Origin of the sequence: Pseudomonas khavaziana (genome assembly GCF_036704165.1) — a bacterium.
GTDB lineage: Bacteria > Pseudomonadota > Gammaproteobacteria > Pseudomonadales > Pseudomonadaceae > Aquipseudomonas > Aquipseudomonas khavaziana.
In genome coordinates this window covers 3,220,293-3,244,100 of record NZ_CP129946.1, presented here as the reverse complement: position 1 = coordinate 3,244,100, position 23,808 = coordinate 3,220,293, and the positions used below count along the sequence as shown (strand labels likewise).

The window sequence follows — 23,808 nt, the reverse complement described above, 5'->3', positions numbered from 1 at the left end:
CCCCTTCACCCCACCGGTTCGCAGACGATGCGCCCGATGCGCAGGAAGGTTTCATGGGCGTTGAGTTCATAGACGCTCAACACGGCATGGTCCTTCGCCGCCAGATACCGCCAGCGCCCCTCTTCGAGCATGAACTCCTTAAATGCTTCGCCGTCCTCGCTCAGGTAGATGCGCTGTGCGTCGTTGGCTCTGGTGAACAGGCTCAGGCGCTCCAGGTGGAAGACGCTGTCGACGCGCAATTCCTGCGTCTGGAGTTTCCAGTCGTAACCCTTGGCCGAAGTTAGATACTGGTCCCAGCAGACGCACATCAACTTGCCGCTCATGCGGGTAATCAGCGGATTGTCGAAGTCGTCCTTGTCGCTGTCCCAGGTGCAGGTGCGCCCACTCTTGCCAGGCAGGTAGTAATTGACGAACGACTTGGCGTCGTTCTTCTTCCTGTCCCGGACGTACGAGTAGCTATAGCTGCAGAACAGCAGGAGGCACGGCAAGCCCGGCAGCGAGCGCATGCTCTTCGCCTCCACCCCCTCGGGCAGGTTCGGCGTGCCATCCCAGCGGGTCCAGGGGCCATCGAGGCGCTCGGCACAGTAGATCAACGGCTTGTAGTAGGTGGACGTCCTAGTGGAGTCGAAGATGATGCCCTTCTCGACATACGAGTATTCGGCTCGCTCGGTGAAGCGCCAGAGCCATTGGCCGCTGAAGTGCACGACGTCCTCGGTCGCCGAATAGCCATAGCTGTCGGGCAACTCCGGCGCCTGGCTGCGCTGCCAGGTCAAGCCATCATGGGAGAAGTGGAAACTATCGCCGTAAGCCGCGATAAGGATCCACACCCCGTCGACGACGGACAACGTTTTGCCGTGTAGCTTCTCTTCCTGCGGATCGGGCCGCACGACCTGCCAGTGCAGACCGTCTTCGCTGCGATGGAACACGCCATCGTCGTCGACCAGCAGCCAGACCTTACCGTTGGTCTTGATCTGGCGGATGTTTTCCGGATCACAGGGTGGATTGTCGACGTTTTGCCATTCGATGCTGAAGCGGTGCGCGCGCCCCTCGATCTCGACCACGACGGCCGACTTCTCCAGCCGCTCCTGCTGCCGGGTCAGTTCGCGGGCGGCACGCTCCTGCGCTTCAATCTCCACAACAGATCTGTCGAATTCACCAGCCTTGAACAGGTCGATCTGGCGATCCGCAGCGGAACACGCTTCAGAGAAGGCGCTCAGGGTACTGTCGACCTGTCTTTCGTAACGGCAGAACTGTTCATGCCAGTCGTCGTTCGAGGCAGAGTTGTCCAGGTCGAAGTCGCTGTAGCTCAGTTCGCTGTCGAAGTTGATCGGCGGCAGATTCATGCGTCTAATCATGCCGTTGGCCGAATTCAGGGCTCCGCTGTGTTCTGAAATCAGCTCACTGGCCTTCTTGCGCATGGTGTTGAGGCTCGACAGCGCCAGGCCGCGGCCTACCGAGCAGGCGGACGCTGTGACCGCCGAACTGACCTTGGCCAAGAAGCCATCATCGAACGATTCCATGTAGAACGAATGGTCCGATGCCTTGCTACTGACCGCAATCAGGTCGAAGCTCAGGGTCGTCGCGGCCCAACTGGCGGTGTGCAGCTTCTTGCCGATATCCTCGTAGGTCTGCTCGAAGCTCAGGACGCGGTAACGAACGATGTTTTTCCAGCCACGGGTCTGTGCGGCCAGTTTCGCGGCGGCGTCGAGCAACGGCTTTTCCTCGGTCTCCCGGAGCAGCGTCTGCAGGTGTGGGAAGTTGTCGCGAAACTGCGCCGGCTTGAGGGTCGCGAGAATCCGCGCCACGTACGGGTTCTCGATTTTCCGGCCGCACAGGGTCAGCAGGAAAAAGGCATCCAGCAGCCAGGTGTAGGTGCGGTCATCCTCGTTGAGCAGCGCCTGCATGATTGGCAGGTAGTCCTGCAGCTTGCGCGGACTGTCGGCGATCTGGCCGATCTGCCCGACGATGTCCGGACAACCGGACTTTTCCGCCAGGTGTTCGAGGAACTCCACACCTGCTTTGTTCAGCGTTGCGGAACCCTCGATGGCCAGGGCGAACAGGCGCAGGTAGGTGCGCCGGGGTTCTTCGTCGGGTGTAGTGTCGAAGAAGCTGTGCACCTTGATCTCCGGCAACTCCGAGGTCAGCGACAGCGGCTCGCCCTCTTGGTGCTCCTGCTCCTCGTCCTCCTCGATTATGTTGAGCCCGTTGACGTCCTTGTAGATGTCGATGGCCAATGCGCTGCCGCCGATCACCTCGCCGATCAGGTCTCGGATGCCATAGGTGGTCGACAGCCCGGAGAACTCCTCGCCGAACAACTTCGAGATAATTTTCTCGCGGTCTTCGTCGCTGCGGCAGATCTCTTCGTCATCAATGAGGCTGACGATGCGCTCGTACTGATCGGACAAGAAATACAGCGCATTGAAACCGATGCCCGAGATGTTCTTCTGGATAAAGTGCGAATCCACCACATGCTCGTCGAAGCCCAGCGCTATCATTTCGCGGAAGCGATCGATGCCGGCAAGCTCGATTCCCTCGATCAGCTCCATAATGAAGTCCAGCAGGCGGACATCTTCGTCGCAGTCGATCCCCAGCTTGTCGAGGGTGACGACCAGATGGTTGACGTCCCGCGAGGTCAGCACCACATTGTGGTGGCTGCGTATGAAGTCATAGGTGAGATGCAGCACCAGCAGGTTGCGCGGGATCGACTTGAAGCGACGCTTGTTGGCTTCGATGTGCAGCGACCAGTTGGTGAAACTGGCGTGGTTCTCGACCTGCACCAGGCGACTGTTGATCTTGTCGACCGCCTGCGAGAGGAATTCCCGGGTCTCGATGATGTATTCGTTCATCGTCCCCAGGTTGTTGCGGATCACCGCGATGCTCTGGGCATTGATCAGGTTTTGCTGCTGCAATTGCTTGAGGTAGTGCCAGGCGAATTTCTGCATCTGCAGCATGTCGACCTGGTTGTGCAACTGGTCCTGGCTAGTCTTGCCGCTGACCTTGTTGCCCAGGCGCTTGAAAAACCCCGCCCCGGTCTGCCTGGCCAAGCGTTCCTGGCTGGACGCCAGGACCCGCGAGGCGTCGAGGGCCAACTGCTGGGTCAGGGCGGCATTGCCCTTGTGCTGGCTCACCAGAGCTTCGATCGCTCGAGCGTCTGCGTCTTCGAGTGGCTGTTCGAAGATCTCTTGCGGTACCTCAACAGTGGTATCGGTCATTTCATTGGCCTTAAAGGTTTTCAATCTGGTGTTTCAGTCGTTTGCTTTGCCCTGCCAGGGTCCGGGTCTGCCCGGCGAAGTGGCGCTCGGACAGGTACAGGCCCTTGTGAAAGTCGGCATAGAACTGCTGGGAAACCTGCAGAAACTCTAGCGTTTGATGCATGCCCATGGCGCTGCCCACCACCTGCTCGGTGCTGGCGAGAGTGAGCTGGAACTCTTTCTCGATGTGGTTATCCAGGGCGATGTTCATCGCGAGGGTGGTGATCAGGCCGCCAATCAGACTACCCACCAGCGCCCCGGGCGGGCCGCCGATGGCCCCCACAGTGGCACCGACCGACGCGCCGACCACGCCTGCGCCGGTATGGAACAGGTTCTTGCCGGTGCGGGTTTCCATTTCCTGCGCGCTCATCTTGCCGGCCGAGAACAGCACCAGGCACTGCACCAGGTCGACCGCACACACCGCCGCACCGGCGACGCCGCCGTTGGCCAGGCTGCGTTGGAACAGAGTGCCCGTGAACAGGCCAGGCATCGAACGCGCGGCGATACTCACGCTGGCGTTGGCTACACCGGCCTTGAGGGCACTGTCGCCAGCGGCTATAACCGTGTTCTCAAGGATGCGAAGGGTGGCTTGTTCTGCCGTGATCTGGCCGTCCTTGAACTGCTTGATGTACTGGAAGGTGTTAATGCTGCCGGCGATCACCGTGGTGATGACCGCCGCCGAGCCAGCGGCGCGCAGGCTTTGCTGCACCGTCGCCTTGTTCAGGTAGCCGGTTTGCAGGTCGTCGTGTAGCTCCTGGCCGGTCTTGCTCGCGGTGCCCAGGTGCTCGGCCTCGCGCTTGCTCAAGGAAGTGGATTGCACGCCATCGACGTTCAGTTGCCCGCTGGTGTTGTCCCGGACCTTTTCCGCAGCCCGGGACACCTCCGGCCGGGTCTGCTGGTTCCTCAGGACGTCGCGCTCAGCCGAGAGACGCACACCTTCGATCTGGTCCGAGGGGCCGAGGAATAGGTCGCTATGTTCGTAGGCGTGCACGCCGTCCTTGGTGGAACGAAACGCCTTCTGCGTCGCTTCGGCATTCTTGAAGTACTTAAGCTGCGCGCCCACCAACTGGTCGTCACCGCGCATGACCACAATGTCGTGGGTCATGTCGTTGCGGCCCAGCGGCGTGTTGGAGAAGTTGTCGGTGAAGGCGCGCACGTCCTTGTCCTTCAGGATCGCGTCGAGATTGAATGACTCGGCGTGCCAAGTCTCCGCCGCGAAGCCGCCCTTGATCGCGGCGTTTTGCGCGGTGGACGAGACCTTGGCGAGGATGCCGTTGGCCTGGCCGATTTCCGCAAGCATGCGCCCGGCCTTGTCCGCGGCTTGCACGGTCCAGATCGGGCACAGGCTGACGGACTGTTCAAGCGCGCGTTGGCGTTCTTTATCCATGGGTATTCCTCAGGCTGTTTTCCTGGATAGCGGTGTCCGCTGAAAGAGGTTGCCGGCCGTCGAGGCCAGGCATCCGGTAAAGCGTGTGCATGCTGTGCAGGCGCTGGACGATCTCGTCGACCCAGGCCTGTGGCGCGTGGACACGAATGTTGTCGTTAAGGCCAAAGATCCACCACAGGGTGTCGCGATCCTGGGGCACCCAGGCGCGCAGGCGCTTCCACGCCTGTCCGGGAATGACCTCCAGGGACTGTTGCGCACTGAGCGGGGTTTCTTCGAGCAGCACGGCGATCTGCGCGCTGACATCGGCGATCAGTTCCACTTGAGTCTCGGCCTGGCGGTGGCTGAAGATTCCGGTGGCGATGTAGTCGTCGACATCGAACTGGCCATGCAACGGCGACGGGGCGTCGACCACCGCGACCTGCTGCATGCGGTGCAAGGCGAACTGGCGCACGTCGTCGTAACCATCTACCGAGGCCAGCAGGTAACTGATGGAGTGCCGCGAAACCAAGCCCGCCGGGTGCAGGCGAAACAGCTTGAGTTCGCACTTGCTGCGGCTGCGGTAGGCCACGTCGAGCGGTCGACGCTCGAGCAGGGCCTGGGACACCTGGGTCCAGGTTCTCGGAGCGATGGCGGCCGGGATCAGAGTCTTGCCATTAGGCACCGCACGCACCCGTCGCGACCAGTCGGCCAGGCCGTTGTGGCCAAGGTTACCGAGGAAGTTGCGGGCCCGGCGGAACTGCGGGCCGAGCTGGTCCAGCACGGTCTGCGGTAGCAAGGTGTTCAGGTAGCTTTCCGACAGGTACAGGGCAAGCGCCGTCGAGGCGTCCATGTCCTGCAGCTCCAACGGCGCGTTCTTGGTGAAGCTCCAGCGGAACGGCACCTCGCTGTCGTTGCACTGCAGCGAGAACGGAATGGACAGCCGGTTAAGATCGCGCTGGATCGAGCGCAGCGTCACCGAAAAGCCCTTGTCACACAGCTTTTCCAGCAAGGTCGTGGTGGCGAGACGCTGCGGTTCGGTAGGGATAAGGCGCAACAAGGCAAACAGCCTGAGCAGTGTGTCTTTAGCCTGGGACATCAAGACTTCCTTGTACTCTTAGCGACCGCTACAGCAGTCGGGTATTGCAGTGGATCCAATTCAGCAGCATGGCATTCTGCCATAACTGCGCGATGGTTCCACCCCGAAATCATCCTCCAGCCATTACGGCAGGCACGTCAGGAGTCTGCCCGCTGGCGTTGCTCGCGCTTGAGCTCGGTGTATTCGGTGTAGAGCTCGTAGCCCTTTTTAAGCGCTACGCACAGTCCAATGAAAGCGAACAGGTTTTTCATGATGAGGGTCTCGGTGGCGTTTGACCCCATCTTCCAGTGTCGGGCGACAAACCGTGTCGCCGGGGGTGGCCAGGCAACGGCGGTAGGCGATCATGTACAACAACACCGAGAGCCTGGCAGGAGCAAATGCAAAAATTATGATGGCACAATGCCTCGTAAAACGGCAATATCCATACGTTCCCAACGGATTTGAAGGAGCGGTTCCGATGACATGGCCAGTCACGCTGAAACTCGACAGCGCAGCCTACCCGCTCAGCGTGGTGCAACGCGCCGCTTATTCCCTGGCCGACACTGTCACGATCCAGGTCGGTATTGAAGCCAATCAGATAAGTCTCACCGCCCACGCCGCTGAAGCAAGGCCAGTACTTTCCCCGGAGCAGGCTCACTCGCTGATCCTTCAGCATCTGAACGACTTCGCCCTACGCGACCATATCAACCGCGAAACAGCAGGGTTGCGCGAAGTCCTGGCCCGAGCCGCGCTCGCTGGATGTGGGGTTTCGCAGTGACACTGATTGCGACAGACGCCAAGCACTACCGCTTGCTGCCTTTTCGATTCATGCGCATGAACACGGGACATGACCGTGACATCCTACTCACCTCCGATACCGGTGAGTACATGCACGTGAACGACGCGCAATTACGAGCCCTCAGTTACTTCGACGTTCAAGCAAGTACGCCTTTTTACAAGGACCTGCTGGCCCGCCACTTCATCTACGAACCCGGCCGCCACGACCCGTTCCCAGAAATGGCCGCGCAGTATCGCAGCCGCAAGGACTTCATCTTCCAGGGCCCTGCACTGCACTTGTTCGTGGTTACATTGCGCTGCAACCACACCTGCCAGTACTGCCAGGTGTCGCGGGCCCCTCTGGGAGGATCCGGCCACGACCTGTCGGAAGCGGATGCACAGGCGGCGGTCGATCGCCTGTTCGAATCGAATGCTCCCGCCCTGACTGTGGAGTTTCAGGGTGGCGAGCCGCTTCTGGCCTTCGAGCGCGTCCGCCAGATTGTCGAATGGGTCGTTGAACGGAACGTGGTCGAACAACGGGATATCCAGTTCGTCATCACCACCACGCTGCACCACCTGACGGAGGAAATACTCGACTTCGCAGAACAAAATCGCATCCAGTTTTCGACCTCGCTCGATGGGCCCGCGCCCTTGCACAATGCCAACCGCCCTACCCCGTCACGAGACTCCTACGAACGCACTGTAAAAGGCATCCAGTGGGTCCGTGAGCGCCTTGGCCATGATGCAGTTTCCGCGCTGACCACGCTGACTTCAAGAAGCCTCGAACAACCTGAAGCGATCATCGATGAGTATGTAAGCCAGGGCTTCTCCAGCATCTCGCTTCGGCCTCTGAGCCCTTATGGGTTTGCCACCAAGAGTGCCCATCGACTTGATTATCCGATTGAGCGATACCTGGCCTTCTACAAGAAGGCACTGGACTATTTGCTGCGTATCAACCAGCAGGGCGTGTACCTGTCGGAGAGTTACACGAGCCTGCTGCTGAAGAACATCCTCACGCCCTTCTCCTCCGGCTATGTGGACCTTCGCTCCCCTGCTGGCGCAGGCACTGCGGCGTTGGTTTACAACTATGACGGTTATGTCTATCCCTCGGACGAAGCCCGAATGTTGCTGGAGATGGGTGAAGATGGCTTGAGGCTCGGCACCGTACAGCAACACTTGTCTGAACTACTGGCATCGCCCGTCATGGAGGCATTGCTTGCCAGTGGTGTTGCGGAGGCACTGCCGGGCTGCTCGGACTGCGCACTGGTCCCCTACTGCGGCGCAGACCCCATCGAACACTATGCGCGCCAAGGCGACCCAATCGGACACCGGGTGTTCAGCAGCTTCTGCAAGAAAAACATGGGACTGCTGAAGCATTTATTCGGTCTGCTTCGCGATGGCGACGACAACGCGCAGAGGGTGCTGTTGTCCTGGTTGAACAGGCGCTCCTACAGCGATGTTCGGTTCCCGGGTTACAGGGGCTGATGGCGATGCTGCGCAAAGACACCCATTTCGAAATCCATCACCTGAATGAGCCAAAGCTGCTCAAAGTCATCACCCTGGATGAGTTTATCGAACAAGGCCTGGCTGTATGTGCCGGAAACGCTGAGGTCGGTGAGCTGCTGCTTTGGCTGCCAAACCAAGAACGGCTACGGAGCCCGAACCTGCTTTCATTGCCCGTGGGTGGATTCCTGACCCCAGAGCCATTGATTGGCGACTTCGACAGCGAGCGGCTACACCTGCACACACCCAAAGATGCGGATGTCGTGCAGCCCGGCGATGTCATTGCCATCACACCAGGCAACGCTTTGGTGCGAGTGCTGTATCGACGAGGCTCGGACAGCAACCTGCTGTTCATGACCGATCGTTGCAACAGCCTCTGCCTGATGTGCTCGCAGCCGCCCAAAGATATCGATGACCGTTGGCACATCGAGGAAAACCTTCGGCTGATCGACCTGATGGACCCGGGCGAGGAAAACTTGGGCATCAGCGGCGGCGAGCCAACACTCTATCGCGACGGCCTACTCGAAACTCTGGCCAAGTGCAAAGCCGTTTTGCCGCAGAAATCCATTCATGTGCTCAGCAATGGGCGCCTGTTCAAAGATCCGAGCTGGATCCAAGCACTCTCTACTATCGACCACCCTCAGTTGAGCTGGGGTATTCCGCTGTATGCCGACAATGCCGAAGACCATGATCATGTGGTGCAGGCTCCCGGCGCGTTTAGCGAAACCCTGCAAGGTCTTTACAACCTGGCGCGTGCCAACCAGATCATCGAGATACGCGTGGTGCTCAATCGCCTGACCACGCCACGCTTGCCAGAACTTGCCCACTACGTGTTCAGGAACCTGCCCTTCGTGCGGCATGTTGCGCTGATGGGTATCGAGAGTACCGGCCTGGCCAGGAAGCACTATGAAGAACTGTGGATTGACCCGCTGGACTATCAGGAGTCGTTGAGCCAGGCCGTGTATTTCCTGTTCAACCGCGGAGTGCCGGTTTCGATCTACAACTTGCCCCTGTGCCTGATCCCGGCCCACCTCTCGCGTTTCGCCCGCCAGAGCATCTCGGACTGGAAGAACCTGTTCATCGATACCTGCCAGCAATGCGCTGCCGTCAAACATTGCTCTGGCTTCTTCAAATCCCACACCGACCGCTGGCAGAGCCGCGGCGTACAACTACTATCGACCGAGGCCTTTAGCGCCTATGCAAGGAGTGCACAGTGAAATTGCTCGATCGCTGGAAAGTCCTCATCAGTGGGATCAGCCTGCTGCCAATGGCAAGTACCACCCTGGCACAGGCGGGCCATCTGTCGCTCGCGGATGCGAACTGGCAACCCCCCGACAAGCTACAGCCCCCGGTATTTGCCAATACGCTCAATGCGCCAAACACCGTCAACATCTATGCGGCACATCGCTCGCACAGTTCTCACCGGTCCCACAGTTCGCACAGTTCTCACTACAGCGGCTCGGGTGGCTATAGCGCACCTCGCTACTACAGCCCACCCGCTACCAGCACCCGAAGCTACAGCGCGCCGAGTGCTTCGAGCAGTCCTCCAAGCAGCAACAGCCTTTATCAGTCGTCTGGCACTACCAGCGGGACAAGTTCGAGCACTTCTAAGAGCCGCGCGACCAATGAGCAGAAAAGCAACCTGGTCACCCGTGTGCAGACCGCGCTGATGGTGCGCCAGTATTACCAAGGCGCCATTGATGGGGTGATGGGCAAAGCAACACGTGGTGCGTTGATGGCCTTTCAGATGGACAGTGGGCTGACCGTGAATGGCCGGATGGATACGGCATCGCTGAATGCATTGGGTATCAAGATTCCATAAGTTGTTGGCGCTGATGCGATTTTTGACGCCGGCTACCGGAACTCATTGACCCACCCGAGTACTCAAGAAATGATTACCTTGCGGGTGATTTCGGAGGCAGCGTGTGGGTCAGTCAAAATCAGCAACCTGGGTCAAAATCGCATCAGCGCCGACAATCATGGGCTTATCTTGCACCGCAAATAGGTCGATTGGCTGGAGATGCAGCAAGTCGTCACCAGCCACCGTCGCTGCCACCGGCCGACACGGATCTGACTACTCTTAGATAAGCCGATGCTCGCGCAGAAACCTCACCTCCCCGCTGAAATTTAGGAATGTGCATGACTGCTGCCATCAGTGATTCAACAGCCCAAATCGCGTTTTCAATGTTTGAAAACAAAGGCGTCTACGCAGTGCTTCTTGGCTCGGGGGTATCACGCTCGGCGGGAATACCGACCGGCTGGGAAATCACCATGGAGCTGGTGAAACGATGGGGCATAGCGTCTGGTGCCGGCGAACAGGAAGATTGGCTCGCGTGGTACGTAGGTCAAACAGGAGAGCAGCCCAATTACTCCACGTTGCTCGAACGCCTGGCGACAACCCAGACTGAGCGGCGAGCGATCATTCAAGGCTTTCTGGAACCTAGCGAAGACGAGTTAGAGGATGGCCTTAAACTGCCTACCCCCGCACATCGAGCGATCGCTGCGATGGTCAAAGCGGGTTATGTGCGCGTGATCATCACGACGAACTTCGACCGGCTCATGGAAAATGCACTTCGCGATGTCGGCGTTGAGCCAACTGTCGTCAGCTCAGAAGACACCCTCGGAGGAGCGGAGCCACTCACTCATGCGTCCTGCTACATCCTGAAGATCCATGGTGATTACAAGGATGCCAGGATCCTCAATACCGATGGGGAGCTGGGCAAGTATCCGCCAGCGTTCAATACGCTGCTTGACCGCATCATCGATGAGTTTGGGCTGATCGTCGCGGGCTGGTCAGGTGAGTGGGATCATGCGCTGAGGGCGGCGTTTTTGAGGGCGCCCTCCCGTCGCTACCCGACCTACTGGCTTTCGCGAGGAAAATTGAGCGAGCGTGGCCAAGAGCTCATCACTCAGCGGCGCGCCAACGTCGTGACGGGCCTGGATGCCGACACCTTCTTCGATGGGCTGAACCTCAAACTGGAAACCATCCAGCAATCCCGCCTGCAGAACCCAGCCGGCATCGAGCTGACTCTCGCTATGGCCAAACGCTTTATGGCCAGACCCGAACACAGGATTCAGCTCGATGATTTAGTGACAAGCCAGGCTCATCAAGCGATCAGCCATCTGGCTCCTCTCTTCACAGAACGACCTCAGGGCAGCACGTCCAAGGACTTTATCGATCTGGTTGAGATATACGAAGCGGCCATCGAGCCACTAGCACGCCTTTGTGCAGTGTTAGGGCGATGGGGTGCAGGTGTTGAGCATTCGATCGTTTTGGATGCGATCAAGGGCCTGCACGCTGCGTCTCAAGTCGAGCAGTCAGGCTGGGTAGCTGGACTTGCATTGAAGAGTTACCCGATAGCACTTGTTACCTATGCGTATGGCATGGGACTTGTGCGGGCCAATCGCCTGAGCGAGCTAAACGAGCTGTTCAACACGACCCTTATCAACCGGCGCGAAATGCCTTTCCCTGTGGGAGTTGATCTATCACCGTTCTACGTTGAGGGAGCCAATGGCCTGCTTGAATTATGGAGGAGCTTCGAAGACCAAAGTAGAGCTCTTACCCCCTTGTGCAACCGACTCCATGACCGTCTTGCGTCTCGGTGGGCGCCTGACATCGCAGGTCTGCAGGATCACGGGCTGCTTTACGAACGGTTTGAGTTTTTCAGTTTCCTGTTCTTCTGCGAGCAACGCGGAGTCAGTGAAGAATCGCTCGCGGATGCGGTGAAAAACCACGATTTCAAGAGAATCGCATTGGGCCGGCTTTCCTGGCATTCAGAGACCATCAACCGCTTCGCTCACGAATATGCGACCGAAGAGTACAGGGCCCCGCTGCTGGCAGCAGGGTTCGCACTTGGGTCGCAAAGCTACCTGGAGCAAATGCTTGAAGGACTGAAGCGGCTGTCCAAGTACTGACGCATCACGCATTCCAATTAATGCAAATACGATTCAAATGGGGTACATGCGTTTGCTGCTGAAAACCTAGGACAAGTTTGGATTCTGGCAGCGAGCATCAAGGGAGGGTGATTTATGCGTTCTTCATCGGGTCACTGCCACTCCTGACCACCTCACCAGAAGAGGTGAGCGTTTTGGCGACCGCGCTACTGACCCCCGAGCTCATGGCTTACTACGTGTACCTGCTCATAGCATTCGCTATCGCCAGCATCTTCACGCTTAGGGTGACGTTTCGATCCTTTCATCTCATTGGGAGGTCGCGGGAAGTGCACACGTTCTTCATCAACGAAGGAGGTAGCTTGCTGACTGCCTGTAGGGCTGCGTTGGGGGCGATGATTGGAGATCTGCTTGTATGGTGCTACCTAGCAGTTGATGATGTGAGTGCAGGAGGAGTACATGCATTGATCAGCTACGCCTCCTTGACCCTGAAGTTCTGCATTGGCCTTGCGTGGACAGATGAGACCCTCAGAGACCCGCATACCGTTAGCAGCTACAAATGATGGTGGCTGCCAGCAACTCCGGCACAAATGCCTGGCGCGCGGTCATCACGGGAGTTAACCCAACGACAGACCTGAGAAGCTCTGATGACCAAAAACCTCTGTCCCTGCAAACCCGAGTTTTCGGACAATGGCTACTGTTTGGCCTGCGACGGTACCAAAATCAAGAATGCTAACAGAGAGAAAACGCTGAATAGCAATCTGCTCCGGCGCATTCCTAGCAGGGAGGAATACCTGAGCTTTGATGGCGCCCATTGCCACCTGCTATGGGCGAAGCTTGATGATCATTGGCGATGCCCGTGCTGCGAACGGACACGATACCAATTGCTACGTTGGACGATGCTTTACCCGAACAAACCGCATAGGCGAGAAGGCTGGGCTGTAGGTCTCCATACTCACCATGACCATGGAATCGACCTTTACGTACGAAAACCGCTTCTTGGAGAACCTCATCGGATCACCACATTTGCTCCCGCCATCATCTGCGAGCAATGCAACAGTGCTGACGGCGCGGTTAAGAGACGCCTAGGCCTTCCACCTTCCTTTACATTTGCGCCACTTGAGATCCGTCAGTTCGTGTGGCCAACGCCTCACGGCAAGCACATCATTCATTACGAGCGAGCCCAAATGATCTACCACCATGTTACGACTCGAGCACCGTTGTTTTTTGGCTGACAGGTTCAACTGAAGGGCATCCAATCAGCAGTCAAGCCAGCCCACGTCTGTACTTCGCAGCCAAGCTGCCCGTAAGATCGACATCGCACCTATCCGAGTAGGAGTGACCCTTTTGCCGAACGTGTTCTTTTCTTATTGCCATGCTGACGAGGCGCTGCGCGACCAGTTGGAAAAGCAGCTTTCGATGCTCAAGCGCCAAGGCGTCATTGAGACCTGGCACGACCGCAGAATCGGAGCAGGCCAAGAGATCGATGCTGCCATTGATGATCACATCAACAGCGACGAAATTATCCTGTTGCTGGTAAGCCCGGATTTCATCGCTTCCGACTATTGCTACAACATCGAGATGGCTCGCGCGATGGAGCGCCATGCCGCTAAAGAAGCGACTGTCATTCCTGTGATTCTTCGCCCATGCGATTGGCATCATGCCCCCTTCGGCAAGCTGCTTGGTACGCCCCAAGATGGTAAGCCAGTGACCCTTTGGCCTGATCGGGACGAAGCATTCTTGCAGGTTGCAAAGGAGGTTCGGAAGGCCGCCGAGCGACGCAGCCGTGGCCAACCGAACACTGCTCCGCGAGCCGAACGCAACGATTTCAATGGAGGTTCAGCGCCCTCCCTTATCGCCCCGGCTGGCCCTAGGTCGAGTAACCTTCGAATGGCTAAGAGCTTCACCCAACTAGACAAAGACCGCTTCTTGCTCGACAGCTTCGAGTACATCGCCCGTTATTTTGAGAACTCGTTGCTGGAGCTCCAAGCGCGCAACTCAGGGTATGAAGGGGTGTTCCGTCGGATAGACGCAAATCGCTTTTCTGCGAATATCTACAAGGACGGCCACGACGTTGCAAAAGCGGCAGTGTTCACCGGCGGCCAGATGGGCGCCGGTATCTACTACAGCCATGGAGACTCGTTTGGCGGCGGCTCGTACAACGAGGCGCTCACCGTAAATACGGACGACCAATCCATGTACCTGAAGACCTTCGGCATGGCGTTCCAGACTCGGCAAGACCAGAAGCTTTCCCAAGAAGGCGGCGCCGAGACGCTTTGGGGCCTTCTCATCGCACCGCTACAACGCAATCGGTAAATCATTGTTGGGTGCGAATTAGAAAGAACCCAGGGGGGCACTTGGCCTTGACGCTGCCCCCTACGACAAAGAAGTAAGACTCACATAGAAGGTTCAGACCATGGAAGTAGTCCTGCTCGCCCACATCACATTTAACCGAATAGGCTCGGCCAGTGGCGGAGGCTTTCAAAGCCAACGCCAGGTCAAGTTTTCCGCAGAGCTACCAGGCACCGACCAATCGGCCTTAAGGGAATTCGTGATCGAGATCGCCGAGGCAAAGGTGAAGCGGCGGGAGCCTTGAGAGAATTGAGGTACGAGCGAAGCTACGGAGGGGAATTGGTACTCAACATCCAAGGCCCGAGCACCTCATACGGCACCGCTTATGCCCAATGTCGCATCATCCATACGCTGAAAGCCAAAGGGCAGTACTTCAAGCTTCAGGCGGTAGAAGACAGAGACGTCACACCATATGTCTCATCTCGGTGGGCTAAGTAGTTCGCATATCGACTCATCGAACCACCAGGGATTTGCCGGATTCTGGTTGGTCATCCAGTATACGGAGGCGCACTGAATACCAGTCACGTCCACCCCACCCCGCTTCAGAAATCGCCATTCGCGATCACTCGCACACCCGGTGCAAATGGGGGCAAAACTGGGGGCACAATTCTATTTTTTCAGGCTGTAACTACTGCCCTAGAGCCAAGTCAAAATGTTTTTTGGCGACCCTGAGAGTCTTTAGGTTTCGTCGGGCAGGCTGTTTAGCTGATCATTTTTGCCTTTTCATAGACCATGGAGATCCATTCACTTCCAGTGGATTGCTACATTGGGGGCACATCTGAGGGCATGCTTTGGATGGTTTGAAAAGGATGCCCCCAGCCTGAGGCCCAACAGTTCCGTCCTCGAAAAGTCTCCCCTGCGCCGTTCCCAGCCGCCGTGAGCGCTAGTCGATGACCTCAGTTAATAGCTGAACCTCCATACGAGAAGAAGTGAGGAGTCGTGTGATCGACAATGATGGTAGCGCACCATCAATCGGCCGAGACGACAGCGGCACGTGGTCGTGTCCAAAGATGCCAAAGGCCAGCAGGACACTGCATCAGGGCGCCCTACGCCACCCCGTAGCCCCCATACCCTGCAGGAGGGATCCGGCAAATTCGATCAAGCGTTGGAAATAATCCGCCACTATCGGCAACCACGGATGCTCGAACGGCGTGTCGCACCAGCGTTTCACCGAACGTCCCACAGGAATAGCCGCCTGGGTATGTGGTCCGTATCTATTAATGGGGGCGGAAGGCTCCGTTATACTCAAGTCGTTGTCAGGCAGGCCTCATTACTGATGCTTGAAATTACTGAGGATGGCTCACGTCAACGCCGCGACGTTCAGATGAAATGCGCTAAGCATCAAATCTTGAGCTGAAATGACATCTACATCCAAGATCATTCAACTTTCCGATCATCTGCTCAGCCAAGCCATTGGCTCAAGCGTTAGAAATATTGGATACTGCCATTGCGCCAGCACCCATCTTTCAAGGTTGAAATGACACATGGCAAGGAAGAAAGCAAAAAACTCCGGTGGCACCGGCATACTTATTATTTTTGCTCTGGCATTCAGTGCTCTCGCTGCTATCCCCAAAAATGCCTGGATAGCGATCGGTGTCATAGCGGGTATCGGCACCATTATGTGGCTGCTGGCCGAACGCGGAAAACGCCGGCTCAATCAGCTTCAAGCATCGGCTGCCAAGAATGTACCCCCGCAAAAGCCACAAGGCTTGGGCGTAACGTTTTCCATGCGTGAAGTCTCGACGAGCAATAGGGACAATGAGGAAAGCCCCGAGTTTTATACGGTGCAACTCGGCTCTCCCCCTGCCAATACCTTTAAAATTCCAAATATTAGCTCACAGAAGGCCGACGCCCGCTGGGTGCCTGCTGGCGAAATCATCGAAGTTGCCGGCTTCTCGCTGCCTGGCGGCATGTTTTATATCGGGAGCACACTCGGTAGCAGACATGACGCTCAAGAGCCCTCACTGATCAACCCAAAGCTTCGGATTGCCAAGAACTACATCGACCTCAATGAGCGACTGATGTCTTATTGGCCGAGCTTTCACTCCATTACTCCGCAAGCGCGACGCGGATACCTGCAATGGCTCGCAGGTGGGCGTAGTGATCCGTTGGCGGATACCGGCTATGTATTTTTGTTTTTCTATGGTTTGGAACGTCGAGCCCTCATTGATCCCACTTGCGATTCAAAGGTCATTAATGAGGTTCCCCTAATAGTCGACGAGGTCCGGCGTCTACTGAGTATTTATAGAGGAAATGGATCATTCCGAGGCTATGCAGAAGGCTTCCTTGACTACCTAGGAAACCGCGCTGTTGACGCGAATCTCTATCTTGGCCTGCCACCTAATGTGGCCGAGCACAGCTACGAAATGCCTCTGCCGCTGCGCATTGGCTTAGGTCAGCACGCGGCCAATAAACATCCGCTGAATGCCGATTGGGCACTGGCATGGGCGTTGTCCGACCCCAACATCAGTAAACGCACGCCAGTTATACGCTGCAAAGATGTGTTTTCACGTTTGTTCAAGCTCAAGTACGAAAACACTTATCCTGCGGGCCTGACATTGGCGCAGAACAAAACCAAGCTCAAGGCCAGCTATCGCCCTGCCTCTGCCGTAATAAAGCCCTCCACGCTTACCCTGGGGGATCTACCTGACGTCATGGCAACCTCGGGCACACGTAAAATTTTGCAACTGCTGGTCGAGCAATGCACCAGCGAAGTGGAGCCCTACAGCCGTTATTTGGGAAGAAATCCTGAAAGCGCAGAGGCACTTGAGGGGCTCCTGCAACTTCCTGTCGCGCTCTGGCCGAAGGCAGCTCACGATGAATTGGATGAGTTGCAGTCTAAGATTGGTAACGACCTAGTCGTCATGAGTTTTGGAGAGCTCGCAGGGCGCTTTAAGAGCGCGGGCGCATTGTCTCGAGACAAAGTACTCGCTCTGGCCCGCGCATTGGAGTCGCTGCATATTGGAATGGAACCCGACGTACTGGGTGGCAGTAAGACACCAAAAGCCGAGGACCGGATCGCGTTGTTTGTAACCCAGCCTGAAGATGGATCACTCCGTGCGTCTGCTGCATACAACGCTGCATCGGTAACCCTTGATTTGGCCAGTGCGGTGGCTTCGGCCGACGGTGATACCTCCAACGAAGAAATCACACTGCTTGCTCAGCATATCGATTCATGGAGTCACTTGAGCGGTGCTCATCACAAACGCCTCAAAGCACATCTGCAAATCCAACTCCAACAACCGCCCACGCTTGCCAGCCTTAAGAAAAAGCTCGATCCCTTGCCCGTCGATGCAAAACGCACCATTGCTGGCTTCCTCGCTCATCTGGCGCAGGCCGATGGCATCGTCAGCCCTGCGGAAGTGAAGTTGCTGGAGCGTGTGTATAAGGTACTTCAATTGGATAGCCAGTTGCTTTACAGCGACCTCCATGGAGCGGCAGCCGGTGTGGGTATTGCCGTGACGCCTGCCACCACTTACCCATCCGCCGAACCCGGCGCGCAGCCTGCCTCATCTTCGAGACAAGGTTTCGTCCTTGATCATGATCGGATTGCACAGCTTCAGCGGGAGACGGCGGAGGTCTCCGCCCTCCTCGCCAAGGTGTTCACTGAGGATCAGGTTGAGGAGACGGAGCGGCCGAGTGAAAGCGCTGAACCGAATTACGTGTCGAGCGCGGACGTGCCTGGGCTTGACCTGGAACACTCGGCCTTCCTCCGCCTGTTGATCTCTCGCCCGGAATGGAGCCGCGCAGAACTGGAAACCGCTGCCAGCGACATGGAGCTGATGCTCGATGGCGCTCTGGAACAAATCAACGATATGGCTTTTGAACGATTCGACATGCCCGTCACAGAAGGCGACGACCCGGTCGAGATAAACACAGACATCCTGGAAGAATTAGCCCTATGAGCACTATCAGAGCCAAGGATCGCGATGCGGTCATTCAATCGTTACGCGCGGGCGTAGTGCCACGTGTTGGTCAGCACCTGATTCAGGTTGGCCGTGTAGGTGAGCTTGATGCTCTGATCAAGGATGTCGAACGTTTGGTGGAGAGCGGATCAGCGTTTCGGGTGGTGATAGGCGAGTACGGCGCAGGTAAAACGTTCTTTCTGAACCTGGTTCGTGCTATCGCCATGGAACGAAAACTCGTGACCATGCATGCCGACTTGAACCCTGACCGCCGGTTGCACGCCACTGGGGGGCAAGCTCGCTCGCTTTACTCCGAACTAGCCAAGAACATGTCAACGCGCACAAAGCCTGACGGTGGTGCCATGCAAGGCATCGTGGAGAAATTTATCTCCCAGGCCAAAACAGAAGCCAAGGCAGCGGGTACCGACAGCGAGACAGTTATTCGTAAGCACTTGGCCGAGTTGACCGAGATGGTCAATGGGTACGACTTTGCCGAGGTGATCGCTGCCTATTGCCGCGGTTTTGAGGAAGGCAATGAGCAACTGAAGGCCGACGCCATTCGTTGGCTGCGCGGAGAATTCACCACCAAAACAGATGCCCGCGCTGCCTTGGGCGTGCGGACCATCATCGATGACGCCTCCGTCTACGACCAGCTCAAGTTGCTTTCCAGATTCGTCAGGCTCGCAGGGTTCGGTGGCCTGATGATCTGCCTCGACGAACTGGTTAACCTCTACAAACTGGCGAATACGCAGGCTCGTAATGCCAACTACGAACAGATCCTCCGCATCCTCAACGACTCATTGCAAGGGTCATCCGAAGGGTTGGGTTTCGTGCTGGGCGGCACGCCCGAGTTTTTGATGGACACTCGCCGAGGGTTATTCAGCTACCCTGCCCTGCAGTCGCGATTGGCTGAGAACTCGTTTGCCAAAACCGGACTGGTGGATCTCTCAGGGCCCGTCATTCGCCTTACCAGTCTTACCCCTGAAGACTTCTACGTACTGCTTCAAAAACTCCGCCACGTATATGCCGGCGGCGATGCTGAAAAGTATTTGCTGCCTGACGAGGCGCTTCCTCTGTTTATGGCTCACTGCAACCAACGCCTAGGGGAAGCCTACTTCCGCACACCGCGTACCACGATCACAGCGTTCATCAATCTACTGGCCATCCTGGAGCAAAACCCAGGGGCCGAATGGCGAACGCTGTTAGGGGCTGTCGAGGTCGCCAAGGATTCCGGCGGTGAAGATGATATGAAGGTCGATGCGGACGATGAACTTGCCACCTTCACACTCTGATTCATCAGGCTTCGAACAGCTAGAGCCCCGAATCCAGCGCTGGATTTGGGCTGAAGGTTGGACCTCCCTTCGCGACGCCCAGGAATGGGCTGTGCCTGTTCTGGTGCACGCCGATCAGGACGTCATCATCGCCGCAGCAACAGCCGCTGGCAAAACCGAAGCCGCCTTCTTGCCCATCCTGACGAATCTGCTCAATAACGATGATCCGCCTGGTGCGGTGCTGTATATCAGTCCGCTCAAGGCCTTGATTAACGATCAATGGGACAGATTAAGCCGACTCTGTGAGCAGCTTGAGATCCCTGTTGTCGCTTGGCACGGAGATGTTTCATCCAGTAAAAAACACCGTTTTCTCAAATCATCTGAGGGCGTGCTGCTAATCACTCCCGAATCTCTTGAAGCATTGTTCGTCAACCGTGGCTCAAGTCTCGGCGGGGTATTCCAACATTTACGCTATATCGTCGTGGACGAGCTACACGCTTTCATCGGCAGTGAGCGAGGCAAACAACTTCAGTCATTGATGCACAGGGTTGAACTTGCTGCGGGAAGGCTCCTTCCCAGGGTTGGGCTTTCAGCCACCCTCGGCGATATGAAGATGGCGTCAGCGTTTTTGCGCCCAGCCAATGCCGATAAGGTTACCGTTATTGAATCGAAAAACGCTAACCAGACACTTCAGGTGCAAGTTCGCGGCTACATTCAGCCGCCAATGAGCGAGCTTAAAAAGAAACATGGTCAACCCAATGAGCAGGAGGGGGATGAAGACGACACGGAAAATGAGGCAAGTCCCGACTTCGCGATTGCTGAGCATCTCTACCAGGTACTACGCGGCAGCAATAACTTGATATTCCCGAATAGTCGGTCTCAGGTTGAATGGTACGCAGACCAACTGCGCCGACGATGCGAGAAAGACGGCGTACCCAACGAGTTCTGGCCTCATCACGGCAGTCTCTCGAAAGACCTGCGGGAGCAGGCTGAACATGCACTGAAAGCCGGCGACCGGCCAGCATCTGCGATTTGCACTACAACACTTGAACTGGGAATAGACATCGGTAGTATCAAAACGGTGGTGCAAATTGGTGCCCCACCTTCCGTGGCAAGTCTACGTCAACGTTTAGGGCGTTCCGGCAGACGCCCAGGAGAGAAAGCAACGTTACGCGTTTACTGTAAAGAATCACCGCTCACGGATAAATCTGGTTTATCTGATCAATTACGCCAAGGGTTGGTACAAACCATTGCCATGGTTCGACTGCTGACCAGAGGTTGGTTTGAACCTCCCAGAGCGCAGGGTATTCATGCCTCCACCTTGGTTCAGCAATGCCTTTCCATCATTGCTCAATGCGGCGGCGCTTCGGCTGCCGACCTATGGAGAAACTTGATTGCTGAAGGCGCATTTCAAGGTATTGAAAAGCCAGACTTTGTGAAACTACTCAAATCTCTGGGTGAGCACGAATTGATTGTCCAGGACAGCTCAGGATTACTGCTGCCTGGAACAGTTGGCGAGCGCATGATCAATCACTATGAATTCTACAGCGCATTCACCAGCGATGAAGAATTCCGTCTGGTATGCGACGGTAAAGCCTTGGGCTCGGTCCCCGTTAGCCGCCCGCTGACCAAAGACCAACGCATTATTTTCGGTGGCCGTCGATGGCAGGTGCGTGATGTCGACCTGCAGGCCAAGGTCATCATCGTGTCAGCGGCACGCGGCGGGGCTCCTCCACAGTTCGATGGCTTAGGCGCAATGGTACATGACGCCGTACGAGCGGAGATGCGAGTAATCTTGGCGGACTCCAGCCCCTGCCCTTTTATCGATCATGGTGCCAAAGCTTTACTCGACGAGGCCCGGAAAACTTTTGCCTTATTGGGGCTTGGCGAGCGGTACCTTATCGAGTCGGGTGGGAAATGTTATTTGATCAGCTGGTTGGGGGATTACGCTAATGATGCACTACGCCTGCTGCTCAATCATGTAGGTTTGTCTTGTGATAATTCGGGCTTAGCTATAGAGATCGGCGCGAGCATTGATCAGACAAAAAGTGCACTCAAGGAGGTGGGAAGTCTGGATCCAAGCGATCTGAACTCGATACTCTCAGATGTGGAGAACATGTTGCGCGAAAAATGGGATTGGGCGCTGCCAGAGACGCTGCTTATAAAATCTTTCGCATCCATATCGCTCGATATTTCACACGCAGTACTTTTTGCCAAAAAGCAGCAAGAAAAATAAAAAAGGTCAAGCATAGGCTGGAGGTGTGTACGGTGCAGGGGCAGTCCATTACTAGTCTTCATCCGCTGCCACAAGTTAATCAACCGAAAAATCGCAGAAAGTGAGCGGCACAGCGTACAGTAAGCCGCTGAGCTTTCTGTGCCGATACTGAACGCACACACAGCCAAGTAATCCGCTCATACCCTGATGGCAGCATGCTGCCAGGCAAGCGCCGCTTCGCTAGTTTTTGATCATTTACAAAGCTGCGGATGCACTTACCCGCTCCCATAACTGACATATTGCCCAGCATTGGTTTTCCGCAAACGGGCTCAGCGTGTTTTCAGCAACGCCTCAAAACTCGAAACCTGAATATCCGAAGCCCCGCTCAACATGCCCCGCGCCAACGCCCGTCGCTTACTCAGCAACTCATCCAGCGTCGCCTCAAACGTCGGCATCGCGACGTCTCGAACCGCTGGGTAGTACACATATACATCCTTCTCCTGCCCAATCCGATAAGCCCGATCCGTCGCTTGATCTTCCTTGGCCGGGTTCCAGCAACTAGTGAAGTGAATGACATGGTTCGCCGCCTGCACGTTCACCCCAAACCCGACGGCGATGGTCGACAGAATGATCACTGCGAAACCAGGCCGCTCCTGGAATTGGTCGATCAACCTCTGCCGGCTATTGGCACTCTGACTGCTAGTACTAGTATCCCCATTGATGACCGTAGCCCGAAACCCAAAATGCTCTTGGATCGAGTGCTGCAATTCCCGCTGGATATCCCGCAACTCAGTGAAAACGATGACCTTGTCGCCGTTCCCGGCTTTTTTGATCGACTCAAGCGTCTGCATCAACCACTGCATCTTCGGTGAGTTGTCGCGCAGTCGCGTATGGACGGATGACTTTGGACCTTGCTGGTTGGCGCCGAATCAGCCATCACCTGACCGCCGGATGTAGGCCCCAAGTTATTCCCCTGAGCTGAAATGGCATAATATGCCAACAAGCAAAAGTGCCTGTTTGCATAGAACTGGAGCTAGTTATGGCGACGCGAAACGTTGTGCTCACCCCCTCGCCAGGAACAGCTTATCCATGACTTGGTGCAGTCCGGCCGTTATCAGAATGCCAGCGAAGTGATGCGAGAAGGTTTACGTTTATTGGAGCAGCGCGTCGCCGAAGACACCGCCAAAATTGAGGCACTGCGTCAGGCCATCTCGATCGGCATCATGGATCTTGAGCAAGGGCGCTTTACTCAGGTGAACGAAGGGGATCTGGAGCACTACCTCGAGGGCTTGAGCTTGGAGGCAACCCTCCCCGCGAGAGAGAAACACTGAGCATGCCGCAATATCGGATTCCAACCCGGCGCGCGCCGACATTGTCGACATCCTTAGGCTCTCCCAGACGCAGTTCGGCGATCAAGCACGCCAGTGCTACCAGGCGCTGATCCTCGCGGCGCTGCAAGCGCTTGCTGACACGCCTTATCGCATTGGCAGCCAAGACCGCGATGAGCTTGCACCGGGCCTTCGCAGCTATCACCTCATCTATTCACGCCATCAGGCCAAACAAACCCATGGAACGGTCAAAAGCCCACGCCATATCGTGTTCTATCGTGTGGCAAACGACGACGTGTCGAGGTTGTCAGACTCCTTCATGACGCCATGGAAGTACAGTTTCACTTGCCTAACGACTGATAGCGACCTGGCCCAACGGCTTAACTGGCTAAAAATAGCGAAGTCCGCCGGAGATCGTCATTCGCGATCACTCGCACAGTCGGTGCGAATGAGGGCAAACTTGGGGGCAAACAAAAGTGTTATCGACCTAAAAACAGTGTCCTAGAGCCAAGTCAAAATGTTTTTTGGCGTCCCTGAGTTATATCTCGCCAACGGTAATCCGACACAAGGTCAGCCACTGCATAGGTGTCAGAGGAAATGCACTAGGGCCGGCTAACATCGGCATCACTCATACGGTTGTCTATCGACTATTTGGCCCCAGGACCAATCAGTGAGCTTTCGATCTGAACACCTGGCATCATTTGCTGCAGTCCCTCGATCAGCCTGTCACCCGCTTCCGTCAAAGCTTCAAGCGGCATCGCTGGCAGACAGTTCGACCCGCAAACGCAGTAATTGGCGCTTTAGCGCAACGACGGCGGGGCTGCCGTTGGTAGCCGATGCATTTTCTGCAAATTAAGGCTGTACCCTGGTATTT

At 56.5% G+C, this 23,808-nt stretch carries 14 protein-coding genes and 3 pseudogenes; 12 read left to right on the top strand and 5 right to left on the bottom strand.

Features of this window, described 5'->3' with window-relative positions; all coding sequences use genetic code 11:
* Positions 1–5: 5 nt before the first annotated feature.
* Genes QYQ93_RS14235 through QYQ93_RS14225 form a run of 3 tightly spaced genes read right to left on the bottom strand, consistent with a single transcriptional unit; the run spans position 6 to position 5,713 of the window.
* A complete protein-coding gene (locus QYQ93_RS14235; protein WP_338474834.1) occupies positions 6–3,212 on the bottom strand; it encodes a hypothetical protein in 3,207 nt (1,068 codons plus the stop codon).
* 10 nt (positions 3,213–3,222) lie between these two features.
* On the bottom strand, positions 3,223–4,638 hold the full coding sequence (locus QYQ93_RS14230; RefSeq protein ID WP_338474833.1) for a hypothetical protein: 1,416 nt from the start codon (positions 4,636–4,638) through the stop codon (positions 3,223–3,225).
* Positions 4,631–5,713, bottom strand: coding sequence for a WYL domain-containing protein (locus QYQ93_RS14225; RefSeq protein WP_338474832.1), 1,083 nt, complete (start codon positions 5,711–5,713; stop codon positions 4,631–4,633). Before QYQ93_RS14225 ends, QYQ93_RS14230 begins: the two co-directional genes overlap by 8 nt.
* 457 nt (positions 5,714–6,170) lie before the next feature.
* Here QYQ93_RS14225 and hxsD point away from each other — a divergent pair, with 457 nt between their 5' ends.
* The 5 genes from hxsD to QYQ93_RS14200 all read left to right on the top strand — a co-directional run bounded on the left by hxsD (position 6,171) and on the right by QYQ93_RS14200 (position 11,887).
* Positions 6,171–6,470 carry a His-Xaa-Ser system protein HxsD gene (hxsD, locus tag QYQ93_RS14220; protein WP_338477260.1) on the top strand — a complete coding sequence of 100 codons (300 nt, stop codon included), beginning with the start codon at positions 6,171–6,173 and terminating at the stop codon, positions 6,468–6,470.
* Positions 6,467–7,954 (top strand): His-Xaa-Ser system radical SAM maturase HxsB, encoded by a 1,488-nt coding sequence (gene hxsB, locus QYQ93_RS14215; RefSeq protein WP_338474831.1) that lies wholly within the window; start codon positions 6,467–6,469, stop codon positions 7,952–7,954. The genes hxsD and hxsB overlap by 4 nt, the downstream gene beginning before the upstream one ends.
* Positions 7,954–9,189, top strand: coding sequence for a His-Xaa-Ser system radical SAM maturase HxsC (gene hxsC / locus QYQ93_RS14210; RefSeq protein ID WP_228309855.1), 1,236 nt, complete (start codon positions 7,954–7,956; stop codon positions 9,187–9,189). The genes hxsB and hxsC overlap by 1 nt, the downstream gene beginning before the upstream one ends.
* Complete coding sequence (hxsA, locus tag QYQ93_RS14205; protein ID WP_338474830.1) at positions 9,186–9,794, top strand: His-Xaa-Ser repeat protein HxsA; 609 nt, start codon at positions 9,186–9,188, stop codon at positions 9,792–9,794. Before hxsC ends, hxsA begins: the two co-directional genes overlap by 4 nt.
* Before the next feature lie 317 nt (positions 9,795–10,111).
* Entirely contained in the window at positions 10,112–11,887 is a 1,776-nt protein-coding gene (locus QYQ93_RS14200) for an SIR2 family protein (RefSeq protein WP_338474829.1), read from the top strand.
* A 593-nt stretch (positions 11,888–12,480) separates the two neighbouring features.
* Here QYQ93_RS14200 and QYQ93_RS14195 read toward each other — a convergent pair.
* A complete protein-coding gene (locus QYQ93_RS14195; RefSeq protein ID WP_338474828.1) occupies positions 12,481–12,678 on the bottom strand; it encodes a hypothetical protein in 198 nt (65 codons plus the stop codon).
* A 532-nt stretch (positions 12,679–13,210) separates the two neighbouring features.
* Between QYQ93_RS14195 and QYQ93_RS14190 the strand changes: the two genes are divergently transcribed.
* The 5 genes from QYQ93_RS14190 to QYQ93_RS14170 all read left to right on the top strand — a co-directional run bounded on the left by QYQ93_RS14190 (position 13,211) and on the right by QYQ93_RS14170 (position 21,627).
* A complete protein-coding gene (locus QYQ93_RS14190; protein WP_156858411.1) occupies positions 13,211–14,179 on the top strand; it encodes a toll/interleukin-1 receptor domain-containing protein in 969 nt (322 codons plus the stop codon).
* Positions 14,180–14,279: 100 nt separating this feature from the next.
* The gene (locus tag QYQ93_RS14185; protein ID WP_338474827.1) at positions 14,280–14,459 is read left to right on the top strand and encodes a hypothetical protein; all 180 of its coding nucleotides are present in this window, start codon (positions 14,280–14,282) and stop codon (positions 14,457–14,459) included.
* A gap of 1,240 nt (positions 14,460–15,699) precedes the next feature.
* Positions 15,700–18,120 carry a TerB N-terminal domain-containing protein gene (locus tag QYQ93_RS14180; RefSeq protein ID WP_338474826.1) on the top strand — a complete coding sequence of 807 codons (2,421 nt, stop codon included), beginning with the start codon at positions 15,700–15,702 and terminating at the stop codon, positions 18,118–18,120.
* Positions 18,117–19,412 carry an ATP-binding protein gene (locus QYQ93_RS14175; RefSeq protein ID WP_338474825.1) on the top strand — a complete coding sequence of 432 codons (1,296 nt, stop codon included), beginning with the start codon at positions 18,117–18,119 and terminating at the stop codon, positions 19,410–19,412. The genes QYQ93_RS14180 and QYQ93_RS14175 overlap by 4 nt, the downstream gene beginning before the upstream one ends.
* Before the next feature lie 43 nt (positions 19,413–19,455).
* Positions 19,456–21,627: a DEAD/DEAH box helicase gene (locus QYQ93_RS14170; RefSeq protein WP_338477259.1), complete on the top strand. Its 2,172-nt coding sequence runs from the start codon at positions 19,456–19,458 to the stop codon at positions 21,625–21,627.
* A gap of 308 nt (positions 21,628–21,935) precedes the next feature.
* On the opposite strand, the pseudogene QYQ93_RS14165 reads toward QYQ93_RS14170, so the two are convergent.
* Positions 21,936–22,493, bottom strand: a pseudogene (locus tag QYQ93_RS14165) (helicase-related protein); the annotation flags it as partial.
* Positions 22,494–22,645: 152 nt separating this feature from the next.
* Here QYQ93_RS14165 and QYQ93_RS14160 point away from each other — a divergent pair.
* A pseudogene (locus tag QYQ93_RS14160) lies at positions 22,646–22,937 on the top strand (type II toxin-antitoxin system ParD family antitoxin).
* A gap of 2 nt (positions 22,938–22,939) precedes the next feature.
* Positions 22,940–23,294: pseudogene (locus QYQ93_RS14155) on the top strand (type II toxin-antitoxin system RelE/ParE family toxin).
* The last annotated feature ends 514 nt before the right edge of the window (positions 23,295–23,808 follow it).

Bases quoted from the DNA above. Each gene is read 5' to 3' on its own strand.
- QYQ93_RS14235 (WP_338474834.1), bottom strand. From the start codon at position 3,212: ATGACCGATACCACTGTTGAGGTACCGCAAGAGATCTTCGAACAGCCA.
- QYQ93_RS14230 (WP_338474833.1), bottom strand. From the start codon at position 4,638: ATGGATAAAGAACGCCAACGCGCGCTTGAACAGTCCGTCAGCCTGTGC.
- QYQ93_RS14225 (WP_338474832.1), bottom strand. From the start codon at position 5,713: ATGTCCCAGGCTAAAGACACACTGCTCAGGCTGTTTGCCTTGTTGCGC.
- hxsD (WP_338477260.1), top strand. From the start codon at position 6,171: ATGACATGGCCAGTCACGCTGAAACTCGACAGCGCAGCCTACCCGCTC.
- hxsC (WP_228309855.1), top strand. From the start codon at position 7,954: ATGGCGATGCTGCGCAAAGACACCCATTTCGAAATCCATCACCTGAAT.
- QYQ93_RS14200 (WP_338474829.1), top strand. From the start codon at position 10,112: ATGACTGCTGCCATCAGTGATTCAACAGCCCAAATCGCGTTTTCAATG.
- QYQ93_RS14195 (WP_338474828.1), bottom strand. From the start codon at position 12,678: ATGGGCGCCATCAAAGCTCAGGTATTCCTCCCTGCTAGGAATGCGCCG.
- QYQ93_RS14185 (WP_338474827.1), top strand. From the start codon at position 14,280: ATGGAAGTAGTCCTGCTCGCCCACATCACATTTAACCGAATAGGCTCG.
- QYQ93_RS14180 (WP_338474826.1), top strand. From the start codon at position 15,700: ATGGCAAGGAAGAAAGCAAAAAACTCCGGTGGCACCGGCATACTTATT.
- QYQ93_RS14175 (WP_338474825.1), top strand. From the start codon at position 18,117: ATGAGCACTATCAGAGCCAAGGATCGCGATGCGGTCATTCAATCGTTA.